Here is a 22,235-nt window from a genome sequence, read left to right on the forward strand (position 1 = left end):
CGATGGTGCCATCCCGGCCGATGGCCCTTTCGACTCGAGCAACGGCTTACCCTTGGCCGCTATGCCACACGAAGCGGTTGGAACTACCGAATGCTGTCTGCCGTGAAACGCTACAAACTGCTGCTTTCCAGCGCGCTGGCGCGCTACTTCCCCCGTACCACCGCCTACCTCAATGCCGGGCCTGTCGCTGCTCCGGTGGCGCAAAAGCGTGCCGCGCGAAAGAGCGGCGCAACGACCAGGAAGCGCAGTGCCGGCAAGACCGCGGGCGGCAAACCCGCGTCCGCCGGGCTCTATTCGGCCAGCCCGATGCCCCTGGAGGCCGCTCAGGTCGCCGCGATGCGCGAACGGGTGAGCCAGGCCGTCAGCGTCGGTGTGATCAGCGCGCCGTCGGACGAGCAGTGGGCGATGATCCTCTCCCGTGGGGCCGCGACGCGTGTGTTCGCCGGCGCCGGCTCGGGAAAATCCACGACGCTGGTGCTGCGCGTGGTGTTCATGCTTTGCCACCTGCGCATCGACCCGGGCAGCCTCACGGTGATTTCCTTCACCAGCGCGTCCTGCGCGCAACTGCGCGAGCAACTCGGCCGCGTGCTGGCGTTCTGGGAGTTTCCCTTCGACGCCGCCCAGGCGCGCCAGTGCGTGCGGACCTTTCATTCGGCGATGGGCATGCTGGCGCGCGACCACCTGGGTGCGCCCCGCTGGTTCGAGCAACTATCCGAGCGCGGCGCCGACGCCGAGCCGGACAACCCGCTGACCGCCTCGCGTCTGAAGCCTGCGCAGACCGCCTTGCTCCGGCAGGCCTACCAGCGCTGCTACATCGAGCAGGCCGCTTTCCGTGGCGCCGTGCATCGGCTCCTGGGCATGTCTGCCCCCGGACCTGGCGAACCCATGAAGGCACCTATGGACGCCTATCAACTGCCCGGCGAGTTCTCCGCCGCGCCGCTGTTCGAGGTGTTCTACCAGCAGGCCGGCTTCATCCAGAGCATTGGCATCCGTATCGACCGTCTGGAGCCGAAGGCGCTGCCGTGCTCGACCGCAGAGCGGCTGTTCATCGAAGCGCTGGTGATGTTCTGGCGAGCCTTCGAAGGCGAGCTGAGCGAACGTGGGCTTATGACCTTCGATGGCGCCTTCCAGGCGCTCACGGACAGGTTGCCGAAGCTTCCTTCCGGCGGGGCGCTCGAGCCTCTGCGGCATCTGCTGATCGACGAATTCCAGGATATTTCGCCGCAGATCGTGCAGTGGCTACAGGCGGTACATCGGCGCCTGGCGGGCGAAGGCGGCGACGTCAGCCTTATGGCGATCGGCGACGACTGGCAGTCCATCTACGGCTGGCGCGGCAGTTCTCCGGAGCTGTTCATGGACTTCGATCGCCATTTCCCCAGCCGCGGGCGCTCGCGCAAGAGCACGCTGTTGCTGCTGGAAACCAACTACCGCTCCATCGAACCGGTGATCCGCGATGGCGAGGCGGTGCTCGCCGGGGTCGAGGTGAAGCAGGCCAAGCTCAGTCGCGCCTTCAGGCACGAGCAGCCGGGCGATCACGGCGTGCGGCTGGAGAGCGGCTTCGATATCAGGCGACACCTGCCACGGCTGATCCGGGAGATCACGGCCCAGTGCGAGCACGCCCTCGGCCGACCCGGTGCGGAGCGCAACGCCGTGCTGGTTCTCGGTCGGCGCAACGAGCCGCTGCGGGCGATCCAGGCCGAGCTGCCCGAACGACTGCCGGTGAAGACCTACACCATCCACCGCGCCAAGGGGCTGCAGGCCGAAGTGGCGATCATCCTCGACGACGGAGCCAGCGTCCCGGCGCACCCGCTGCGTAATGCGCTGTATCGGCACTCCGGCTTCTTCCGCAACAGCTACGACCAGGCGATGCAGGATGAGAGCCTGCGCCTGGCCTACGTGGCGATAACCCGTGGCGTCAGCCGGGTGATCTGGTTCACCGACAAGCCCAGGGGCGCGGCGCGGTTGCTGGAGCAGCGAACGGCTGGCCGGAAATGAGGAAGGGCACCCAAGGGTGCCCTTCGTTCCGTTGCGGCGTTGCAATCCTCAGGCGTGCAGGTGCTCGGCGGCGTACAGGGTGTTCTCCAGCAGGCAGGCGCGGGTCATCGGGCCGACGCCGCCGGGAACCGGGGTGATCCAGCTGGCACGTTGCAGCGCCGGTTGGTACTCCACGTCGCCGACCAGCTTGCCGTCTTCCTGGCGGTTGATGCCGACGTCGACGACGATCGCGCCCGGCTTGATCCACTCGCCCTTGACCAGACCCGGCTTGCCGACCGCCACCACCAGCAGATCGGCATTGGCGACGTGCGCCGCCAGGTCCTTGGTGAAGCGATGGGTGACGGTGACAGTGCAGCCGGCCAGCAGCAACTCCAGCGCCATCGGCCGGCCAACGATGTTGGACGCGCCTACCACCACGGCGTTGAGCCCGTAGAGATCGACGCCGGTGCTGGCGAGGAGGGTGATGATGCCTTTCGGCGTGCACGGGCGAAGCATCGGCATGCGCTGCGCCAGGCGGCCGATGTTGTACGGGTGGAAGCCATCGACGTCCTTGTCCGGGCTGATGCGTTCGAGCAGCAGCGATGCGTCCAGGTGCGCCGGCAACGGCAATTGCACGAGGATGCCGTCGATCTCCGGGTTCTCGTTGAGGCTGTCGATCAGGCCCAGCAGTTCTTCCTGGCTGGTTTCGGCGGGCAGGTCGTAGGCGCGGGAGTCGAAGCCGACCTCCTCGCAGTCCTTGCGCTTGTGCGAAACGTAGACCTGGGACGCCGGGTCGCTACCCACCAGAATCACCGCCAGTCCAGGTGCACGAAGACCCTGAAGACGCCGCTCGGCAACACGTTGGGCGATCTGCAGGCGGAGGCTGGCGGCGATCGCTTTGCCGTCGATCAGTTGTGCAGTCATTGCGCTTAGTTAACCATCGGGAAGGATTGAAAAAGGACGCGCATTCTCGCATGGCGTCGCGGGCGGGCAAAGTCGGCTGATTGGCGTTTCCCCGTAAGCTCTTTAAATACCTGAATATTTTTTCAATCCGAGTGTTGACGTGGTGCAGGCCTCTCTATAAGATTCGCCCCGCTTGTCGAGCACAGCCAGCCGCTGGGTAAGATGGAAAAAAGGGTAGAATTCGACCCTTGAGGCCAACGCTTTTAAGTCCGCGCTTCGCTTTCGAATGCAGATGATTAAGCGCCCGTAGCTCAGTTGGATAGAGCATCCGCCTTCTAAGCGGATGGTCGCAGGTTCGAGTCCTGCCGGGTGCGCCATTTGGCCGCTCAGGCACAGGCAAACGTAATATGGTGGGCGTAGCTCAGTTGGTAGAGCACAGGATTGTGGCTCCTGGTGTCGTGGGTTCGATTCCCATCGTCCACCCCATATTCGAGAAAACGCCAGGTCCAGTACCTGGCGTTTTCGTTTCAGCGTCATGCGGACGTGGTGGAATTGGTAGACACACCAGATTTAGGTTCTGGCGCCGCAAGGTGTGAGAGTTCGAGTCTCTCCGTCCGCACCATCTAATCAAACTGTTTTCCAGGTGGAAGTTCTGATGTGACCTGAAGGGGCGCGACTTAAAAGCGCTTCGGCAACAGGAATAAAAAGGCAGCTCCGAAATGGGCTGCCTTTTTTCGTTGTCCAGGATGGGTTTGGCGTTTTGATGTGCGCGTTACGGTCGCCCCGCTTGATCGGCTGCCAGGCGACAAGGATCTGCGTACCCGTACTTCCGGCTTTAGGTGCTCCCTGGCTAAATGTGCAGGTGTAACATTGCAGGTACAGCGTATCCAGCGACAAGCTATTGGTTTGCCAGTCTATAAAACTCCTTCGAGAGATTTATTTTCTTGAATCCATGCTTGGTTATTTCCTGCGTGGAAATCTTCTTCTCAAGCGTGACGATAAAATCCTCCACCCCATCCACTTCGGCAGTTGGTAGGTCGGTATATTTATAATCCCACCAGGAGAGTGCCAGCAGTCTATCTACGATCTCGCTAGGGAAGCGATAGCGGATGATCCTGGCTGGAACACCGGCTACGATCGCGTAGGGTGGAACATCCTTTGTCACCACGGCGTTACTCGCGATAATGGCGCCGTGCCCTATTGTAATACCGCCCTTCAGTACAACGTCTCCTCCAATCCACACGTCATGACCTACCGTGGGCGAGGGTGCAAAAATCCCTTCGAAGGGGGTTATTTCATAGTTTCCTGCATAACCGTCCAGTGATTTTTCTGCGAAAACCTTGATGTACGTAACTGGGCTGGTGGTGAAACGATCTATCGGATGCTGGGACCCCATAATCGTAATCCCGGATGCGAGGCTGCAATATCGTCCAATCTGCATGTCGGCAGGGAGCTTGCTATTGGCGTAGGAGTGCGCACCTATCGTGCAAAAACTGCGGTTGGGCATCGACGAGTTGTTTTCAGTGGTCACTTCGCAATTGATTTTGATTTTTTGCCCTTTTTCCAGCAGCAACCAATTTCTTGCGCGGTAGACGCCTGTAACTTTTTGCGCATGGTTGAGGTAAATGCGTTCGGCGATACAAAAGGCTTCGTGCTGCTTCGTCCATCTAAAACTGAATGGGTACTCCATTACTACCGTTCTCGCTCATTCGACTTATTCGATTGTATTCATGCTGATACAAAAGGCCAGTGCTACCAGGCGCCGAATGTCCGATAAACAGAGAGAGGTCTTCACGGAAGTGAGAGGCCGAGTTGGGTAGTAATGGATACGAGCGAATGCTCTATAGGGCGAGTAGCAAGGACAAAGGCGGCATCGCATGCGCCGCCTTTGCCCGCCAAGGCATACAAAACAAGAGTTCGAGCTACTTCTTCACGATCGCCCTTTGTCCGGCGCTCGTGGCTGGGGCTTCGATGATCATCTTGTAGATGGAGTCCGCCTGACGCTGAATCGAGCAGTCGGAGTTTTCGTCGCCCGATATCGCGCGCGCCTTGCCTGGCTCGCATGCCTGATAGTTGGTAGGAGCCGTTACGGAACTCGAACTTGCCCACGCCTGGAGCGCGGTTTCGCGCGAACCGTCAGCGGTTGTTCTGGCCATGAAGGTGTAGCCGCCCACACCAAGGGCGATCACCAGAAACGTCAGGTTTATCTTGAAGAATACGGTCTTGATGTCCAATTGCTTCTCCTGTCAGCGCCTAGGGCGTTTCGTTAAAAGGCAATTGCAGGTGCCGCGCAGCAGTGCGCGGCGAATGTCTGGACCTCGTTTAGCGCCGCGCGTTCCGTGCCTACGCCGAGATGCGACGGAATAAGTCGTTGTGCGTACTGACGCTAACGAGCCAGCTCTGGTGACGTTTGCCGCGAGGAGTCGATCTCGTTCTGGGTGCGCGCTCCCGACAGTCCCGCGACAAGGGCCGGGACATCCGATCCACGAATCAATGCGGCCTTTTCCTTCAGGACTTCCGCAGGCAGGTGCCACCACTGAAGGGCCTCGAGGCGCTCAATGTCCTCGGGTTCGAAGCGGTATTTGATGACTTTGGCCGGGACGCCGCCAACGATCGCGTAGGGCGGAACATCCTTGGTCACTACCGCGCCAGCGGCAATGATGGCGCCGTCGCCAATCTTGACGCCGTCGAAGACCACCACGTTGGCGCCGATCCACACGTCATGGCCGACATAGGTCCGCTTGAGTTCCTCGAAGTAATCCTTGTCGGAAAAACTCACGCCGCATTGCTTGAGGGTCGAATAGAACACCGGATGCGTGCTCAGCATGTCGACCGGGTGCGAGCCCAGGCCGCCCAGTCGCGTGCCGGGGCCAATGCTGCAAAAGGAGCCGATATCGATGTTTACGGCCTTGCAGCCCGCCAGATAGGTGTAGCGCCCGATGGTGGCGTCGTAAACGGTCGAGCCACCCCACAGGCTGATGTATTCGCCGAACACGACATCGCTAGTAGCGAAGGAGCTGATACTGGCGGAAAACCCTTTTACGGTGCGCGCCAGTTTTCGTTTACGAAAAATCCACTTCACCCAATCCAGTGCATTCATTCCTACGCTCCTTTCGCGTGTTCGGGGTTTGCAGCCACTCTGTTGCGTCTGGCGTAGAGGAGTCCCCAACTGAGGCCGATCACGGCGGCGACCACCGAGGCGAGTAGCACGCCGAGTTTGGCCGCGTTCAGCAGGTTTTCATTATCGAACGCCAGGTTGGCGATGAAGATTGACATAGTGAAGCCAATCCCTGCGAGCAAACCGACGACACACACGCCTGGCCAGGTGACGTGCGGTGGAAGGCGACACCATCCCAGGCGGACGACCAGTACGCTGGCGGCGATCACGCCGATCGGCTTGCCCACCACCAATGCAAGGAAAACGCCGAGCAGGACCGTTTGCGAGCCATCAAGGTCGAGATTGACGCCGCCCAGCGTCACGCCGGCGTTTGCCAGTGCGAACAGCGGCATCACGCCGAACGCGACCCAGGGGTGCAGGGCATTCTGTACGCGTGAAACCGGAGGCATCAGCTCCCGCTGCGCGCGCTTGAGGTGCTTGAGTCGGGGTGCCAGGGCCTCGGGCTGAGGCTTGGCGGCGTCCGCGTGTTTGCGCAGATCGCCGACAACTTCCACCACGGAGTCGATCGGGCGCTCCCGGCCGCGGCGCGGCAGCACCGGTGTCATCAGGCCCAGGACGACGCCTGCCAGCGTGGGATGGGCGCCGGTCTGCAGCAGTCCGGTCCACAGCACGACGCCGGGAACGACGTAGGCGAAGGCATTGCTGATGCCCATTCGCTGAAGGCCCAGGACCATCAGCACACCGAGCGCGGCGATCAGCAGGCCGGTGTAGTCGAGCCCCGCCCCATAAAAGGCGGCGATGATCAGCACGGCCACGATATCGTCGATGATTGCCAGTGCGAGCAGCAGTACGCGAATGTTGCTGGGGATCGCTCGGCCCAGCAATGCCAACACCCCCATGGCGAAGGCGATGTCGGTGGCGGTGGGCACCGCCCAGCCTTTCACGTGCACGGGGTCGGAGTTGAAGAGTGCATAGATGACCGCCGGGACGGTCACGCCGCCGAGTGCTGCCGCGAGGGGTAGCGATGCTAGGCGGAGGTTGGCGAGCGCACCTTCGTGTATCTCACGGCGGATCTCTACCCCGACCACCAGGAAGAACACGGTCATGAGGCCATCGTTGATCCAGAAGTGCAGCGACTGCGAGATCGAGTAACTGCCCACGCTGATCGACACCGGGGTGTGCCAAAGGGCGTGGTAGCTGTCCGAGGCGGAGCTGTTCGCCCAGATCAGCGCCAGCGCGGCTGCCGTGAGAAGCACGATTCCGCTGACGGCTTCGACATGCATGAATCGCTCGATAGCGGAAAAGGCGCGTTCGGCGAGAAGTTGCGCGCGGGGGAGGGGCGAAGGGGAAGAGTGGGATTTCACGGGCGAGCGCTCTCCGCGTGGCGGCCCGACCAGCGCTGATTGACCTGCACCGCGCGGAGCACGCGGTAACACCCTGGGCCAATCATACACAGGTCGGCAAGGCGAAAAAGCGCTTGAATCGAGGTGCAGCCGAGAGCGCCAACTTGAGGAGCTTAGTGGGAGGGCTCTTTGAGGAAGTGGCTGATCCGCTCGACGAAGGCGTCCATGGCGAACGGCTTGGTCAGCACTTGCATGCCCGGGTCCAATTGTCCGCTCCCAATGACGGCATTTTCGGCGTAGCCGGTGATAAACAGGACCTTGAGATCGGGCCGTTGCTGGCGTGCGGCATCGGCTACCTGCCGGCCATTCAGGCCGCCGGGAAGCCCTACATCGGTGATGAGCAGATCGATGGGCGCTCCGCTCTGGATCACTGCCAGCCCGGATGGCCCGTCTTCAGCTTCCAGTACGCAGTAACCCTGTTCCTGCAGAATCTCGACGATCAGCATCCGCAGGATCGGCTCATCGTCGATCACCAGGATGGCTTCGCTTTGCCGGGCCTGGGGGGGCTTGGCATGGGCTGGCTCTTCGATCGTTTCCGGTTGGCCGTGGTGGCGCGGGAGATAAAGGCACAGGGTGGTGCCTTGGCCGGGTTCCGAAACGATCCGCACCTGTCCGCCGGATTGACGGGCGAAGCCATAAACCATGGAAAGCCCGAGGCCGGTTCCCTGGCCGGTCGGCTTGGTCGTGAAGAACGGATCGAAGGCGCGTTCGATAACCTCCGCCGCCATCCCGCTGCCGGTGTCGATCACGCAAAGCGACACGTACTCGCCTGGAGCCAGGCCGCGCTCGCCTGCCTCGCCGAGGTCCAGTGAATGGTTGTTCGTCTCGATGGTCAGCGTGCCGCCATCCGGCATCGCGTCACGCGCGTTGATGCAGAAGTTGAGCAGCGAGTTTTCGAGCTGATTGGTGTCGGCGAATGCGGTCCAGAGCGCCTCGTTGCTGACTACTTCAACCTGGATTTTCGGTCCCATGGTGCGCCGGATCAACTCTTCCATTCCGCTAACCAGGCGGTTGATGTCGGTCGGCCTGGGGTCCAGCGTCTGTCGCCGGGAGAACGCCAGCAGGCGATGGGTGAGGGCGGCGGCACGCTGGGTGGCGTTCTTTCCAGCGGCTATGTAGCGTCCGAGTTCGTCGATACGGCCCTGCTGGACACGGGTTTCGAGCATCTCCAGGCTCCCGGCGATCCCGCCGAGCAGGTTGTTGAAGTCATGCGCCAGCCCACCCGTGAGTTGCCCCACGGCTTCCATCTTCTGGCTATGGCGGAGCAGTTCCTCGGTGTGCTGGAGCGCCTGCGCCTGTAGCTTTTCCGCAGTGAAGTCGCGGCCGACCGCATTGATCAGCCCGTCGCCGGGAACGGCCGTCCAGTTGATCCAGCGATAGCTGCCATCACGATGGCGCAGGCGGCTCTCGAACCGTTTCATCGGCGTGCCCTCACGCAGCGCTGCCACCGCGTTCTTCCAGTCGCCCAGATCGTCCCCGTGCACCAGGTCGAGCAGGTAATTGCCTACCAGCTGTTTCTCCTCCCAGCCGAGAACGCTGCTCCAGGCGGGGTTTATCGAAGCGATGATGCCGTCGAGGCGCGCCACCAGGATCAGGTCCGTGGACAACTGCCAGAGACGGTTACGGTCGGCGGTGCGCAAGGCGATCTCGCTTTCCAGCGATGCGGCCAGGGAGTGCAGGTCGCGCTCGACGACGAAGCGCTGGGTGGTTTCCACCACGGTATCGATAACGCCAACGATGGCGCCGTGTTCGTCCTGCACGGGGCTGTAGCAGAAGGTGAAGTAGGCGTGTTCGAGGTAGCCGTGTCGGTGGATTGGCGTCGGGTAGTCCTCGATGTAGGTCGCTTCGCCGCGGAGCGCGCGTTCTATGATCGGGCCGAGCGTGTCCCAGGCTTCGCTCCATATCGCGGCAAATGAGCGCCCCAAGGGTTGCGGTTTGTCACCCAGGATCGGGCGGAACGCGTCGTTGTAGATGGCCGTGAGGGACTTGCCCCAGAGAAGGCACTTGGGAAACTTGGAGTTCAGCACCGTTTGCACGGTCACCCGCAGTGCGGCGGACCATTCGCCGATCGGACCCAGCGGCGTAGCGGCCCAATCGTGCGCACGTACCTCGTCGCCCATTTGCCCGCCGTCTTGGAGAAAGCAATGCTGGGAAGTGTGGTCTGGCATCGTGATGTTCCGTCAGGAGCGAGCGAGGTAGCGAAGCGCTGAGCTGGCCCTATGATATGCCGTCGCCGCGCCGCTGTGGTGACTGCGCCGCATCGCAGCGAAAAATCCGCTGCGGCAGTCGTAATAGATGTGTCGTGAAATGCGGACGGGTGACTTCTGCCCTTCGAGCCACTAGAATGCATGCCCTTGATTCTGGGGTCGGAATGCCCGGCCATGTCTGTGCAACGAGGAATATCCATGCAAGTTTCTGTTGAAAGCACCTCCGCTCTGGAGCGCCGCATGACCATTGGCGTGCCTGCCGAGCGCATCGAGACCGAAGTCAACAAGCGTCTGCAGCAGACTGCCAGTCGTGCCAAGGTCGCCGGCTTCCGTCCCGGCAAGGTGCCGATGAGCGTCATCCGTCAGCGCTACGAATCGGCTGCACGGCAGGAAGCGCTGGGCGACCTGATCCAGTCGACTTTCTATGAGGCCATCGTCGAGCAGAAGCTGAACCCTGCCGGTGCGCCGGCCGTCGAGCCTAAAGTGTTCGAGAAGGGCAAGGATCTCGAGTACGTCGCCACCTTCGAAATCTTCCCTGAGTTCCAGGTCGCCAGCTTCGACAACGTCGAAATCGAGCGCCTGCAGGCCGATGTGGCGGACAGCGATGTCGACAACATGCTGGACATCCTGCGCAAGCAGAACACCAGCTTCGAGAACGTCGATCGCGCCGCCGAAAATGGCGATCAGCTGAACATCGACTTCGTTGGCAAGCTGGACGGCGAAGCCTTCGCTGGCGGCTCGGCAAAGGGCACCGCGCTGGTTCTCGGCTCCGGCCGTATGATCCCGGGTTTCGAAGACGCTCTGGTTGGCGTCAAGGCCGGTGAAGAACGCGTCATCACCCCGACCTTCCCGGCGGATTACCAGAACCTCGATCTCGCCGGTAAAACCGCCGAGTTCACCGTAACCGTAAACAGCGTCGCTGCGCCGAAGCTGCCTGAGCTGAACGATGCCTTCTTCGCCCTGTTCGGCATCAAGGAAGGCGGTCTCGAAGGCTTCCGTACCGAAGTTCGCAAGAACATGGAGCGTGAGCTGCGTCAGGCGATCAAGTCCAAGGTCAAGAATCAGGTCATGGAAGCGCTGCTCGCCAGCAATCCGGTTGAAGTGCCGAAAGCGCTGATCAGCAACGAAATCGATCGTCTGCGTGCGCAGGCCGTGCAGCAGTTCGGCAGCAACATCAAGGCCGATCAGTTGCCGGCTGAGCTCTTCGAAGAGCAAGCCAAGCGTCGCGTCCTGCTGGGTTTGGTCGTTGCCGAAGTGGTCAAGCAGTTCGAGCTAAAGCCGGACGAAGCACGTGTTCGCGAGATGATCCAGGAGATGGCATCCGCCTATCAGGAGCCGGAGCAGGTCGTCTCCTGGTACTACAAGAACGACCAGCAACTGGGTGAAGTCCGCTCGGTTGTGCTGGAAGAGCAAGTTGTAGATACTGTCCTGCAGAAGGCCAAGGTGACCGACAAGCAGGTCTCCTACGAAGAAGCTGTCAAGCCGGCGGAAGCACCGCAGGCCGCCTGATTCTCTCTTTCGTTCGAGTACACCATAAGCCAGCCGTCGAGCTGGCTTATGCGTTTTTGGATCTGACCCATTAGGAGCGATCGCAGGACATGTCCCGTAATCCATTCATGCAAATGCCTGAAATCCAAGCAGCCGGCGGCCTGGTGCCGATGGTCGTCGAACAGTCCGCTCGCGGCGAGCGCGCCTATGACATCTACTCTCGCCTCCTCAAGGAACGCATCATCTTCCTGGTAGGGCCTGTGGAAGACTATATGGCCAACCTGGTAGCTGCTCAGCTTCTGTTTCTCGAAGCGGAAAACCCGGACAAGGATATCCACCTGTACATCAACTCGCCGGGGGGCTCGGTCACTGCCGGTATGTCGATCTACGACACCATGCAGTTCATCAAGCCCGACGTCTCCACCATCTGCATCGGCCAGGCCTGCAGCATGGGTGCGTTCCTGCTCGCGGGCGGCGCCAGGGGCAAACGCTCCTGCCTGCCGAACTCGCGGATGATGATCCACCAGCCGCTGGGTGGTTTTCAGGGGCAGGCGTCGGACATCGACATCCATGCCAAGGAAATCCTCTCGATTCGTGCGCGCTTGAATGAATTGCTGGCGTTTCACACCGGCCAGGACATCGAAACCATCGAGCGTGACACCAACCGCGACAACTTCATGAACGCTGAGCGTGCCGCCGAATACGGCCTGGTGGATCAGGTTCTCGTCCATCGCCAAATGGCGAGCTAAACGGCGCCGACCGATGCGGCCGGGCAATGTCCGGCCGTTCGCGGGCTTGAAAATGCCCGCAATTGCCTTCATCTTGTGTTTCAAGCCTACCCGGATTGGATTGATCGAATGACTGACACCCGCAATGGCGAGGACAACGGCAAACTGCTTTATTGCTCCTTCTGCGGCAAAAGCCAGCACGAAGTGCGCAAACTTATTGCCGGCCCCTCCGTGTTTATCTGCGACGAGTGCGTCGACCTGTGCAACGACATCATCCGCGAGGAGGTGCAGGAAGCACAGGCTGAAAGTAGTTCGCACAAGCTGCCGGCACCCAAGGAAATCAGCGGAATCCTGGATCAGTACGTGATCGGCCAGGAACGCGCCAAGAAGGTTCTCGCCGTAGCGGTTTACAACCACTACAAGCGATTGAATCAGCGTGAAAAGAAAGACGATGTCGAACTCGGTAAGAGCAATATCCTGCTCATCGGGCCTACCGGCTCGGGTAAGACGCTCCTCGCTGAAACGCTCGCTCGTTTGCTCAACGTTCCCTTCACCATCGCTGATGCTACGACCCTTACAGAGGCCGGTTACGTGGGCGAGGACGTGGAGAACATCATTCAGAAGCTGTTGCAGAAATGCGATTACGATGTCGAAAAGGCCCAGATGGGTATCGTCTACATCGATGAAATCGATAAGATTTCGCGCAAGTCTGATAACCCGTCGATTACCCGGGACGTATCGGGCGAGGGTGTGCAGCAGGCGCTCCTCAAGCTGATCGAAGGAACCGTGGCTTCTGTACCTCCTCAGGGTGGTCGCAAGCATCCGCAGCAGGAGTTTCTGCAGGTCGATACGCGTAACATCCTGTTCATCTGCGGTGGAGCGTTCTCTGGTTTGGAGAAGGTGATCCACAACCGTTCAACCCGGGGCGGCATCGGCTTCAATGCCGAAGTTCGCAGCAAGGAGCTGGGCAAGCAGGTCGGCGAAGCGCTGCGCGGCGTCGAGCCCGATGATCTGGTGAAGTTCGGCTTGATTCCTGAGTTCGTGGGTCGTCTGCCGGTTATCGCGACGCTGGATGAGCTGGATGAGGCCGCGCTGGTTCAGATTCTTACCGAACCCAAGAACGCTCTGACGAAGCAATACGGCAAGCTATTTGAAATGGAAGGCGTGGACCTGGAGTTCCGCCAGGACGCGCTCAAGGCCGTTGCTCACCGCGCGCTCGAGCGCAAAACAGGCGCTCGTGGATTGCGTTCCATCCTAGAGGGCGTGTTGCTCGATACCATGTACGAGATTCCGTCCCAGAGCGATGTCAGCAAGGTGGTCATCGACGAGAGTGTCATCGAGGGTACCTCTAAGCCGTTGCTCATTTATGAAAGCAGCGAGCCGCCAGCCAAGGCGGCGCCTGAGGCGTAACGAACGAAGGGGCCGATGGCCCCTTTGCTTTTTTCTGCTGGCTTGTTTTTTCATGCCCCTAGCCCCATCTTAAGTTTCAAGGGCTACTCATTTTATGGCCGCATGGCCGCCGTAGAGCGAAAATCATGAAGAAAACCATCGATTTGCCACTCCTGCCGCTGCGCGATGTCGTGGTTTATCCGCACATGGTGATTCCGCTGTTCGTAGGGCGCGATAAATCCATCGAGGCCCTGGAATCGGCGATGACAGGGGACAAGCAGATACTCCTGTTGGCGCAAAAGAACCCGGCTGACGACGACCCTCGCGAAGACGCTCTGTACCGCGTTGGGACAGTCGCTACGGTCTTGCAGCTGCTGAAACTGCCGGACGGCACCGTCAAGGTCTTGGTCGAGGGCGAGCAGCGCGGCGTAATCGAACGATTCCATGAAGTAGATGACCACTATCGTGCCGACGTGGCGCTGATCGAAGAGCAGGAGGCGCCTGATCGTGAAGCGGAAGTGTTCACCCGCAGTCTGCTGAGTCAGTTCGAGCAGTACGTTCAATTGGGCAAGAAAGTGCCCGCAGAAGTGCTTTCATCGCTCAACAGCATCGATGAGCCAAGCCGCCTGGTCGACACCATGGCCGCGCATATGGCGTTGAAAATCGAACAGAAGCAGGAAATCCTCGAGATCACCGATCTCGCTCCGCGGATCGAGCATGTGTTGGCCTTGCTGGATGCAGAAATAGATCTGCTGCAGGTCGAGAAGCGCATTCGCGGGCGTGTGAAGAAACAGATGGAGCGCAGCCAGCGCGAGTACTACCTGAATGAGCAGATGAAGGCCATTCAGAAGGAGCTCGGCGATATCGATGAAGGTCATAACGAAGTCGACGACCTGAAGAAACGTATCGACGCCGCAGGGTTGCCGAAGGACGCGTTTGCGAAGGCCCAGGCAGAGCTGAACAAGCTCAAGCAAATGTCGCCCATGTCCGCCGAGGCGACGGTGGTGCGCTCCTACATCGACTGGCTGGTCAACGTGCCGTGGAAAGCTGAGAGCAAGGTTCGCCTCGATCTGAGCAAAGCCGAGGATATCCTCGACGCCGATCATTACGGCCTCGACGAAGTGAAAGAGCGCATCCTCGAGTACCTCGCGGTACAGAAGCGCGTGAAGAAGCTCAAGGGCCCCGTGCTTTGCCTGGTAGGACCTCCGGGCGTCGGCAAGACGTCCCTGGCCGAGTCCATCGCCCGCGCGACCAACCGCAAGTTCGTTCGGATGGCGCTTGGCGGCGTACGCGATGAAGCAGAGATTCGCGGTCACCGGCGCACCTATATCGGATCGATGCCAGGGCGCCTGATTCAAAAAATGACCAAGGTGGGAGTCCGCAACCCGCTGTTCCTGCTCGACGAGATCGACAAGATGGGCAGCGATATGCGCGGCGATCCCGCTTCAGCACTGCTCGAGGTGCTGGATCCCGAACAGAACCACAACTTCAACGACCATTATCTGGAAGTCGACTACGATCTTTCCGACGTGATGTTCCTGTGTACCGCCAACTCGATGAACATTCCCGCGCCATTGCTGGACCGCATGGAGGTGATTCGTCTGCCGGGTTACACCGAAGATGAGAAGATCAACATCGCTCAGAAGTACCTCGCGCCCAAGCAAGTCCAGGCCAATGGCTTGAAGAAGACCGAGGTGGAATTCGATGAGGCCGCCCTGCGCGACATCATCCGGTATTACACGCGCGAAGCGGGTGTGCGCAGCCTGGAGCGGCAGATAGCCAAGGTCTGCCGGAAGGTGGTCAAGGAGCACGCGACGGAGAAGCGCTTCAAGGTCGCAATCGACGCGGAATCTTTGGAGCATTTCCTGGGCGTCCGCAAGTTCCGCTACGGCCTGGCCGAGCAGCAGGATCAGATCGGTCAGGTGACCGGGTTGGCGTGGACGCAGGTGGGCGGGGAGTTGCTGACCATCGAATCCGCCGTTGTTCCCGGCAAAGGTCAGCTCATCAAGACGGGCTCGCTGGGTGACGTCATGTTGGAGTCGATCACCGCCGCCCTGACGGTCGTTCGCAGCCGCGCGAAGAGCCTTGGTATCGCGCCCGACTTCCATGAAAAGCGCGATGTGCACATCCACATGCCCGAAGGTGCGACGCCGAAGGATGGTCCGAGTGCCGGTGTCGGCATGTGTACGGCGCTGGTTTCTGCGCTGACGCAGATTCCGGTCAGGGCAGATGTTGCCATGACGGGTGAAATCACCCTCCGAGGACAAGTGCTCGCAATCGGTGGGCTCAAGGAAAAGCTGCTCGCCGCTCATCGCGGTGGAATCAAGACCGTCATCATCCCCGAAGAGAACGTTCGCGATCTGAAGGAAATTCCGGAGAACATTAAGCGAGACCTGCAGATTAAACCGGTCAAATGGATTGACGAGGTCCTGCAAATTGCGCTGCAATACGCGCCGGAGCCCTTGCCCGATGCGGCTCCCGAGCTGGTAGCGAAGGATGACAAGCGGGAGGCTGATCCCAAGGAGAGAATCAGTACTCACTAGCTGGACGCGTCCTTGACACTATTTTCTGGCCCTTGATATAAAGCGGCTCTTGTGTCGGCAGGCCCTCCAGCATCCGCTTCGCAAACACCTAATTACAGAAAACATACTCAATAGAAATAAGGGGACTTAAGTGAACAAGTCGGAACTGATCGATGCCATCGCCGCATCTGCTGATATCCCGAAAGCTGTCGCTGGCCGTGCGCTTGACGCGGTTATCGAATCCGTCACTGGCGCTCTGAAGGCTGGTGACTCCGTGGTACTGGTAGGCTTTGGTACCTTCGCAGTGAAAGAGCGCGCCGCTCGCACTGGCCGTAACCCGCAGACTGGCAACCCGATCAAAATCGACGCGGCCAAGATCCCTGGCTTCAAAGCAGGTAAAGCTCTGAAAGACGCCGTCAACTAAGCGTCTTCGGGCTTTGCCCTTCGGATCGGCATTGGCCTGATCCGGCTGCGGAGCGGTAGTTCAGTCGGTTAGAATACCGGCCTGTCACGCCGGGGGTCGCGGGTTCGAGTCCCGTCCGCTCCGCCATTTACGAGAAGGCGCATCCTCGGATGCGCCTTTCTTCTATCCGGATTCTACCCACGCTGCGCGGCCGTTTTTCTTATGGCTGTCTGGGGGACGCATGCTGCAGAACATCAGGGACAATTCACAAGGCTGGATTGCCAAGACCATTATCGGCGCCATCATCCTGCTCATGGCATTGACAGGATTCGATGCCATTTTCAGAGCGACCGATCACAAGCAGGACGCTGCCAAAGTCAATGGTGATGAGATCGCCATTGCTGAATTGAATCAGGCCGTAGAAATGCAGCGCCGCCAATTGCTTCAGCAATTGGGCAAGGATTTCGATGCTTCCCAGCTCGATGACAAACTTCTAAGAGATTCTGCTCTCAAGTCCTTGATCGAGCGGAAATTGGTGCTGCAGGGCGCTAAGGATGCAGGTTTTGCATTTTCACAGCCTGCAATCGACCAGTTGATCCTGCGTACCCCCGAATTCCAGAGCGAAGGCCAGTTCAGTAGCGAGCGTTTCGACCAGGTCATTCGGCAAATGGGCTACAGCCGTCTGCAGTTCCGTCAGATGCTCGAGCAGGAGATGCTCATCGGGCAACTGCGTGCAGGAATTGCCGGTAGCGGTTTCGTCACTGATCCGGAAGTGAACGCATTCGCTCGCCTCGAGAAGCAGACACGGGATTTCGCGACGCTGACCCTGCCGGCGGACGGTAGCGGTGTAACCGTCAGCCAGGACGATGTGAAGGCTTACTACGACGCGCATGCCGCCCAGTTCATGAGTCCCGAGCAGGTCGTTCTTGAGTACGTAGAGCTGAAGAAGGAGGCATTCTTCGCTCAAGCACAAGTCAAGGATGAGGATCTGCAAGCGCTCTACCAGAAGGAAATCGGCAGCCTGGCCGAGCAGCGCGAGGCTGGCCACATCCTCATCGAGGTAAATGACAAGCAGACCGAGGCGCAGGCAAAAGCCAAGATCGACGAAATTAAGGCTCGCATCGACGGCGGCGCCGACTTCGCAGCGCAGGCCAAGCAGTTTTCTGAAGACCCGGGCTCGGCCGCTGCTGGCGGCAATCTCGGGTTCGCAGGTCCCGGTGTCTACGACCCTGCCTTCGAGAAAGCGCTGTATTCGCTCAAGAAAGGCCAGGTTTCCGAACCGGTTCGCACGGACTTCGGATGGCATCTGATCAAGCTTCTCGACGTCCAGGCTCCCGAAGTCCCCAGCTTCGCCAGCCTCAAGAGCAAGCTGGAACATGATCTGAAATCCCAGGAAGTCGAGCAGCGTTTTGTCGATGTGAGCAAGCAGCTTGAGGACGCGTCGTTCGAAGCGTCGGATCTCGCCCAGCCTGCGCAGGAACTCGGCTTGAAAGTGCAGACCAGCGCTCCGTTCGGGCGCGAGGGTGGCGAAGGTCTGGCGGCCAATCGGCAAGTGCTGCAGGCAGCGTTTAGCCCAGAGGTTCTTGAAGACGGTGCGAACAGCGGCGTGATCGAGCTCGATCCCGAAACCAGCGTAGTGATCCGCGTGAAAGAGCACCGGATGCCCGAACAGCTCGCCCTGGAGCAGGTTTCGTCTTCCATTCGCGAACAGCTGTTGAAAGAGCGCGCTACCGAGGCGGCGAAAACCAAGGGCGAAGAGATGCTCGCCAGTCTGCGCGACGGCAAGACCTCGGTGCAGCAAGCAGGCGCGGCCGGTACCTGGCAGCCCGTAGAAGCCGCTACACGAAACCAGGAAGGTGTCGACGCGGCGGTGCTCCAGGCGGTCTTCCGTATGCCGAAGCCTGCCGCTGGCACCGATAAACCCGCTTACACCGGTGTGGTGCTGTCGAACGGCAGCTACGTACTGGTTAAACTCAGCGGTGTGAGCGAGCCGGAGCAGGCGCTTTCGAGCGAAGAGAAGGCGTCCTATAGCCGATTCCTGGCCTCACGCAGCGGACAGCAGGATTTCGCCGCGTATCGCAGGAAGCTGGAAGCCGAGGCGAAGATCGAACGCTTCTGATCTCCGATCAAACGTTGAAGCACCGATAGATGCCCGCCTCGAAAGAGCCGGGCATTTTTCGTTTTTGAATAGCGGGCGCGTTTTCGAACTTGGGCGTTTTTTCCCGGTCGGAAAGCTGGACGATGCCTGAGCGCATCAGCCGCTACTTTGAACCATCCTGCAATTTGCAAGTCATAGAGCGCAGGGTCATGCAATTTGCACGGGCTCATCTTGCTGGTATGGCTCTAACTTATTGTTTTTATAGATTTTTTATTTCCAGCTCGGTTGGCATGAAGGCTGCTCCCTAACGGCGACAAACGATCGCCTCAAGGACGCCCCATGCATCAAGCTCTGGAAACAATCGCCGCTTCCTTTCCTGGTTACCAAACATCCGCTACGGCTCGTCCTGATGGCGGTTATCTCCTGGCGTTGCGCGGCGAGGATGGTTCCGAGATCAAGCGTGTCGTCAGTGCCGCTCAGATAACGACCCATGCTCGCATCGAGTGTCTGATCAGTACGATGCGCAGAGATATGGCGCTGCAGTTTGGTGAGGTTCCGCCGGTCGAGTCGCTACGGCGTCTGCGCGAGGCAGGTTTGCCCACCTATCACCATGCGTAATACGAACGTCATGGAAGCCTAGGAAGTTTGATTGCAGGAAAGATGCAGACGTTCACGGACAGCCTCAGGATGAGGCGAATGATGGAAGACATGGAAAACCTAGTCAGCCATTGTAAGCCCGGAACGGCCTGATAGACTGGTCTCCGCACTTTTTCGTAATGCCCTTAAAGGACTCTCATGATCAAGAAATGCCTGTTTCCCGCTGCTGGTTATGGAACCCGTTTTCTCCCCGCTACCAAGGCCATGCCCAAGGAAATGCTGCCGGTGGTGAACAAGCCCTTGATCCAGTACGGCGTTGAGGAAGCGCTGGATGCAGGGCTTACGCAAATTGCTATTGTGACGGGACGCGGCAAGCGTTCGCTGGAAGATCACTTCGACATCAGCTACGAGCTGGAGCACCAGATTCGCAACACCGACAAAGAAAAATACCTGGTCGGTATCCGTCGCCTGATCGATGAGTGCAATTTCTCCTATACCCGTCAAGTCGAGATGAAGGGCCTCGGTCACGCCATCCTCTGCGGCCGCCCGCTGATTGGCGACGAACCTTTCGCCGTGGTTCTGGCCGACGACCTCTGCTTCAACCTCGAGGGCGATGGCGTTCTGAAGCAGATGGTCAAGCTGTACAACCAGTTCCGCTGCTCGATCATCGCGATCCAGGAAGTGCCTCCGGAAGAAACGTCCAAGTATGGCGTGATCGCCGGCGAGCTGATCCGTGACGACATCTACCGCGTCAACAACATGGTCGAGAAGCCCAAGCCGGAAGATGCGCCTTCCAACCTGGCCATCATCGGTCGCTACATCCTGACGCCGGATATCTTCAAGCTCATCGAAGACACCGAGCCGGGCAAGGGCGGCGAGATCCAGATCACCGACGCGCTTCTAAAGCAGGCTCAGGACGGTTGCGTGCTGGCGTACAAGTTCAAAGGCAAGCGCTTCGACTGTGGTAGTGCCGAGGGTTACATCGACGCCACCAACTTTTGCTTCGAGAACCTCTACAAAACCGGTATGGCGTACTGAAGCGCTCTTGCGCTGCGTTAGAAAAGCCGCCTTCGGGCGGCTTTTTCATGGACGCTGATCGGCATGCTTGCGGCGATAATGTGCGAGCAGCAGGAGAGGGCGGTGGTGGACCTTTGCCGCCCGAAGGCACGCGCTAGGTTATGCTTCGCGCATTACGAGGAGAATCACATGGCCTACGACTTCGACTTCTTTGTCATCGGTGCCGGATCCGGCGGCGTTCGCGCGGCGCGTTTCGCTGCGGGGTTTGGTGCGCGCGTCGCGATCGCCGAGAGTCGATACCTGGGCGGAACCTGCGTGAACGTCGGCTGCGTACCGAAGAAGCTGCTGGCCTACAGTGCTCACTTCGAAGAGGAGTTTCACCAGGCCAACGGCTTCGGCTGGTCGCACGGTGAAACGGACTTCGACTGGAAGAAGCTCATCGCCAACAAGGATCGTGAAATCCTTCGCTTGAACAACATCTACCAGAAGCTGCTGGATGATTCAGGAGCCACGCTCTTCGAGGGGCACGCGCGCCTCGTCGATGCGCATACCGTCGATCTCGATGGGAGACGTTACACCGCCGAAACCATCCTGATCGCCTCGGGAGGCTGGCCGGTCATCCCCGATGTGCCTGGGCGTGAGCATGCGATCAGTTCGAACGAAGCGTTTTATCTTCCCGAGTTGCCCAAGCGCATGCTGGTGATCGGTGGCGGATACATCGCGGTGGAGTTCGCGTCGATCTTCAACGGTCTCGGATGCAAGACATCGCTGCTTTATAGAGGCGACCTATTCCTGCGCGGCTTCGACGGCTCGCTCCGTCAGCATCTGCGCGATGAGATGCTGAAGAAGGGCCTGGACCTGCAGTTCAACACCGACATCGCCCGCATCGACAAGCAGGCCGATGGCAGCCTGCTGGCGACACTCAGGGATGGCCGTACCCTCGAAACCGATTGCGTGTTCTATGCCACCGGACGGCGGCCAATGCTGGATGACCTGGGGCTCGAGAACACGGCGGTCGAGCTGGATGAAAAGGGCTTCATCAAGGTCAACGAGGAATACCGCACCAAGGAGCCTTCGATTCTCGCCATTGGCGATGTAATCGGTCGCGTGCAGCTCACTCCGGTGGCGATCGCTGAGGGCATGGCGGTGGCGCGGCGCCTGTTTCGGCCAGAAGAGTATCGACCCGTGGATTACTCGCAGATTCCTACCGCGGTCTTCAGCCTGCCGAATATTGGCACTGTCGGCATGACGGAAGAAGACGCGCGCAAGACGCACGATGTCCGCATCTACGAGGCGCGGTTCCGCCCTATGAAGTTGAGCCTCACCGACAGCCAGGAACGCACGTTGATGAAGCTGGTAGTGGATGCGGAAACCCACCGCGTTCTGGGTTGCCACATGATCGGGCCGGAAGCGGGGGAGATCGTCCAGGGGCTGGCGGTGGCTCTGAAAGCGGGCGCGACCAAACAGCATTTCGACGAAACCATCGGCATTCACCCAACCGCGGCGGAAGAGTTCGTCACCATGCGCACGCCGGTGAGAACCTGAGCCCAGGCCATGCCGTCATTCTTCTATCTGTCGGACCTGTTCGGCGTAGCCGTATTCGCCATCACGGGAGCGCTGATGGCCGGACGAAAGTCCATGGACCTGTTCGGCGTCCTGGTGATCGCCATCATCACGGCAGTGGGCGGCGGCACGCTGCGGGACATGATTCTGGGTAACCATCCCGTCAGTTGGGTACGCGATGACACCTACATACTCGTCGCGTCGCTGGCCGCGATCTGCACGGTGGTGTGGGTCCAGCTGACCCGTCCGATCCACGAGAACGGCTTGCTGATCGCCGATGCCTTCGGGTTGGCGGTCTTCACGGTCATCGGCACCGAGGTGGCGTTGGCTCATGAAACGTCCGCGAGCACGGCGGTGATCATGGGCGTGATGACCGGCGTTGCCGGCGGTGTGATGCGCGATGTGCTGTGCAACGAGATTCCGCTGATTTTCCAGAAGGAGATCTACGCAACAGCGTGCATCGTTGGATCGCTGACGTTTCTCGGCTTGCGCGCAATGGAGATGCCGCACTGGCTGGATACCGGAATAGCGATGGGAGTGGTGCTGGCGATACGTCTGGCGGCCATTCGCTGGCATCTGTCGTTGCCGAGTTTTCATTTGCTGGATCGACACATCCCATAAGCGAGCGGTGGGAGCGTTTTTGCGCGCATCTCATAATTCATAATTTAACATAATATACATTATGGGAAACGCCTAAGACAACATGACAGGCTCACAAGAACCGTCGGGCGAATGCGAACAGGGATAGCAAAGGCCCGTATCGGTCACGCCCTCGCGCCCGCAGGTGGGGCAGCTTTCGGACTCGCGTTCATGATCGCGCTGCGC

General features: G+C 59.8%; 16 protein-coding genes, 4 tRNA genes and 1 pseudogene. 15 read left to right on the forward strand and 6 right to left on the reverse strand.

Features of this window, described 5'->3' with window-relative positions; all coding sequences use genetic code 11:
* The first annotated feature begins 90 nt into the window (after window positions 1-90).
* Window positions 91-1,995: a DEAD/DEAH box helicase gene (locus tag B3E91_RS10470; RefSeq protein WP_287029368.1), complete on the forward strand. Its 1,905-nt coding sequence runs from the start codon at window positions 91-93 to the stop codon at window positions 1,993-1,995.
* A gap of 48 nt (window positions 1,996-2,043) precedes the next feature.
* On the opposite strand, the gene folD is transcribed toward B3E91_RS10470, so the two are convergent.
* Window positions 2,044-2,898 (reverse strand): bifunctional methylenetetrahydrofolate dehydrogenase/methenyltetrahydrofolate cyclohydrolase FolD, encoded by an 855-nt coding sequence (folD, locus tag B3E91_RS10475; protein WP_090230662.1) that lies wholly within the window; start codon window positions 2,896-2,898, stop codon window positions 2,044-2,046.
* Window positions 2,899-3,177: 279 nt separating this feature from the next.
* On the opposite strand from folD, the gene B3E91_RS10480 reads away from it, so the two are divergent.
* From B3E91_RS10480 to B3E91_RS10490, 3 genes are all read left to right on the forward strand, one after another.
* Window positions 3,178-3,254, forward strand: a tRNA-Arg gene (locus tag B3E91_RS10480).
* Between the two features lie 33 nt (window positions 3,255-3,287).
* Window positions 3,288-3,363, forward strand: a tRNA-His gene (locus B3E91_RS10485).
* Between the two features lie 51 nt (window positions 3,364-3,414).
* A tRNA-Leu gene (locus tag B3E91_RS10490) sits at window positions 3,415-3,499 on the forward strand.
* A gap of 276 nt (window positions 3,500-3,775) precedes the next feature.
* Here B3E91_RS10490 and B3E91_RS10495 read toward each other — a convergent pair.
* The 5 genes and pseudogenes from B3E91_RS10495 to B3E91_RS10515 form a co-directional block, all read right to left on the reverse strand.
* The gene (locus tag B3E91_RS10495; protein ID WP_287029369.1) at window positions 3,776-4,567 is read right to left on the reverse strand and encodes a CatB-related O-acetyltransferase; all 792 of its coding nucleotides are present in this window, start codon (window positions 4,565-4,567) and stop codon (window positions 3,776-3,778) included.
* Window positions 4,568-4,799: 232 nt separating this feature from the next.
* Window positions 4,800-5,111, reverse strand: coding sequence for a hypothetical protein (locus tag B3E91_RS10500; RefSeq protein WP_287029371.1), 312 nt, complete (start codon window positions 5,109-5,111; stop codon window positions 4,800-4,802).
* A 319-nt stretch (window positions 5,112-5,430) separates the two neighbouring features.
* Window positions 5,431-5,614: pseudogene (locus tag B3E91_RS22250) on the reverse strand (DapH/DapD/GlmU-related protein); the annotation flags it as partial.
* 365 nt (window positions 5,615-5,979) lie between these two features.
* Window positions 5,980-7,278 carry a Na+/H+ antiporter NhaA gene (gene nhaA / locus B3E91_RS10510; RefSeq protein WP_273233458.1) on the reverse strand — a complete coding sequence of 433 codons (1,299 nt, stop codon included), beginning with the start codon at window positions 7,276-7,278 and terminating at the stop codon, window positions 5,980-5,982.
* A 233-nt stretch (window positions 7,279-7,511) separates the two neighbouring features.
* Window positions 7,512-9,518 carry an ATP-binding protein gene (locus B3E91_RS10515; RefSeq protein ID WP_287029374.1) on the reverse strand — a complete coding sequence of 669 codons (2,007 nt, stop codon included), beginning with the start codon at window positions 9,516-9,518 and terminating at the stop codon, window positions 7,512-7,514.
* Between the two features lie 285 nt (window positions 9,519-9,803).
* Here B3E91_RS10515 and tig point away from each other — a divergent pair, with 285 nt between their 5' ends.
* The 11 genes from tig to B3E91_RS10570 all read left to right on the forward strand — a co-directional run bounded on the left by tig (window position 9,804) and on the right by B3E91_RS10570 (window position 22,031).
* Window positions 9,804-11,114 carry a trigger factor gene (gene tig / locus B3E91_RS10520; protein ID WP_273233462.1) on the forward strand — a complete coding sequence of 437 codons (1,311 nt, stop codon included), beginning with the start codon at window positions 9,804-9,806 and terminating at the stop codon, window positions 11,112-11,114.
* Window positions 11,115-11,203: 89 nt separating this feature from the next.
* Window positions 11,204-11,842: an ATP-dependent Clp endopeptidase proteolytic subunit ClpP gene (gene clpP / locus B3E91_RS10525; RefSeq protein WP_287029375.1), complete on the forward strand. Its 639-nt coding sequence runs from the start codon at window positions 11,204-11,206 to the stop codon at window positions 11,840-11,842.
* 108 nt (window positions 11,843-11,950) lie between these two features.
* A complete protein-coding gene (gene clpX, locus B3E91_RS10530; RefSeq protein ID WP_090230681.1) occupies window positions 11,951-13,231 on the forward strand; it encodes an ATP-dependent Clp protease ATP-binding subunit ClpX in 1,281 nt (426 codons plus the stop codon).
* Between the two features lie 125 nt (window positions 13,232-13,356).
* The gene (gene lon, locus B3E91_RS10535; RefSeq protein WP_287029376.1) at window positions 13,357-15,753 is read left to right on the forward strand and encodes an endopeptidase La; all 2,397 of its coding nucleotides are present in this window, start codon (window positions 13,357-13,359) and stop codon (window positions 15,751-15,753) included.
* A gap of 130 nt (window positions 15,754-15,883) precedes the next feature.
* Entirely contained in the window at window positions 15,884-16,156 is a 273-nt protein-coding gene (locus B3E91_RS10540) for an HU family DNA-binding protein (RefSeq protein WP_090230685.1), read from the forward strand.
* Window positions 16,157-16,205: 49 nt separating this feature from the next.
* A tRNA-Asp gene (locus B3E91_RS10545) sits at window positions 16,206-16,282 on the forward strand.
* A 94-nt stretch (window positions 16,283-16,376) separates the two neighbouring features.
* On the forward strand, window positions 16,377-18,254 hold the full coding sequence (locus tag B3E91_RS10550) for a SurA N-terminal domain-containing protein (protein ID WP_287029377.1): 1,878 nt from the start codon (window positions 16,377-16,379) through the stop codon (window positions 18,252-18,254).
* 318 nt (window positions 18,255-18,572) lie between these two features.
* Window positions 18,573-18,851 carry a DUF3509 domain-containing protein gene (locus B3E91_RS10555; RefSeq protein WP_273233472.1) on the forward strand — a complete coding sequence of 93 codons (279 nt, stop codon included), beginning with the start codon at window positions 18,573-18,575 and terminating at the stop codon, window positions 18,849-18,851.
* Window positions 18,852-19,028: 177 nt separating this feature from the next.
* Window positions 19,029-19,868 carry a UTP--glucose-1-phosphate uridylyltransferase GalU gene (gene galU / locus B3E91_RS10560; protein WP_090230693.1) on the forward strand — a complete coding sequence of 280 codons (840 nt, stop codon included), beginning with the start codon at window positions 19,029-19,031 and terminating at the stop codon, window positions 19,866-19,868.
* A gap of 168 nt (window positions 19,869-20,036) precedes the next feature.
* Window positions 20,037-21,392, forward strand: coding sequence for a glutathione-disulfide reductase (gorA, locus tag B3E91_RS10565; RefSeq protein WP_287029378.1), 1,356 nt, complete (start codon window positions 20,037-20,039; stop codon window positions 21,390-21,392).
* Between the two features lie 9 nt (window positions 21,393-21,401).
* Entirely contained in the window at window positions 21,402-22,031 is a 630-nt protein-coding gene (locus tag B3E91_RS10570) for a trimeric intracellular cation channel family protein (RefSeq protein ID WP_282338474.1), read from the forward strand.
* Window positions 22,032-22,235: the final 204 nt, after the last annotated feature.

It is taken from the genome of Pseudomonas sp. UBA6310, assembly GCF_002438225.1.
GTDB classification, from domain to species: Bacteria; Pseudomonadota; Gammaproteobacteria; order Pseudomonadales; family Pseudomonadaceae; genus Pseudomonas_O; species Pseudomonas_O kuykendallii.

Bases quoted from the DNA above. Each gene is read 5' to 3' on its own strand.
- B3E91_RS10470 (WP_287029368.1), top strand. From the start codon at position 91: ATGCTGTCTGCCGTGAAACGCTACAAACTGCTGCTTTCCAGCGCGCTG.
- folD (WP_090230662.1), bottom strand. From the start codon at position 2,898: ATGACTGCACAACTGATCGACGGCAAAGCGATCGCCGCCAGCCTCCGC.
- B3E91_RS10495 (WP_287029369.1), bottom strand. From the start codon at position 4,567: ATGGAGTACCCATTCAGTTTTAGATGGACGAAGCAGCACGAAGCCTTT.
- nhaA (WP_273233458.1), bottom strand. From the start codon at position 7,278: ATGCATGTCGAAGCCGTCAGCGGAATCGTGCTTCTCACGGCAGCCGCG.
- B3E91_RS10515 (WP_287029374.1), bottom strand. From the start codon at position 9,518: ATGGGCGACGAGGTACGTGCGCACGATTGGGCCGCTACGCCGCTGGGT.
- tig (WP_273233462.1), top strand. From the start codon at position 9,804: ATGCAAGTTTCTGTTGAAAGCACCTCCGCTCTGGAGCGCCGCATGACC.
- clpP (WP_287029375.1), top strand. From the start codon at position 11,204: ATGTCCCGTAATCCATTCATGCAAATGCCTGAAATCCAAGCAGCCGGC.
- clpX (WP_090230681.1), top strand. From the start codon at position 11,951: ATGACTGACACCCGCAATGGCGAGGACAACGGCAAACTGCTTTATTGC.
- lon (WP_287029376.1), top strand. From the start codon at position 13,357: ATGAAGAAAACCATCGATTTGCCACTCCTGCCGCTGCGCGATGTCGTG.
- B3E91_RS10550 (WP_287029377.1), top strand. From the start codon at position 16,377: ATGCTGCAGAACATCAGGGACAATTCACAAGGCTGGATTGCCAAGACC.
- B3E91_RS10555 (WP_273233472.1), top strand. From the start codon at position 18,573: ATGCATCAAGCTCTGGAAACAATCGCCGCTTCCTTTCCTGGTTACCAA.
- galU (WP_090230693.1), top strand. From the start codon at position 19,029: ATGATCAAGAAATGCCTGTTTCCCGCTGCTGGTTATGGAACCCGTTTT.
- gorA (WP_287029378.1), top strand. From the start codon at position 20,037: ATGGCCTACGACTTCGACTTCTTTGTCATCGGTGCCGGATCCGGCGGC.
- B3E91_RS10570 (WP_282338474.1), top strand. From the start codon at position 21,402: ATGCCGTCATTCTTCTATCTGTCGGACCTGTTCGGCGTAGCCGTATTC.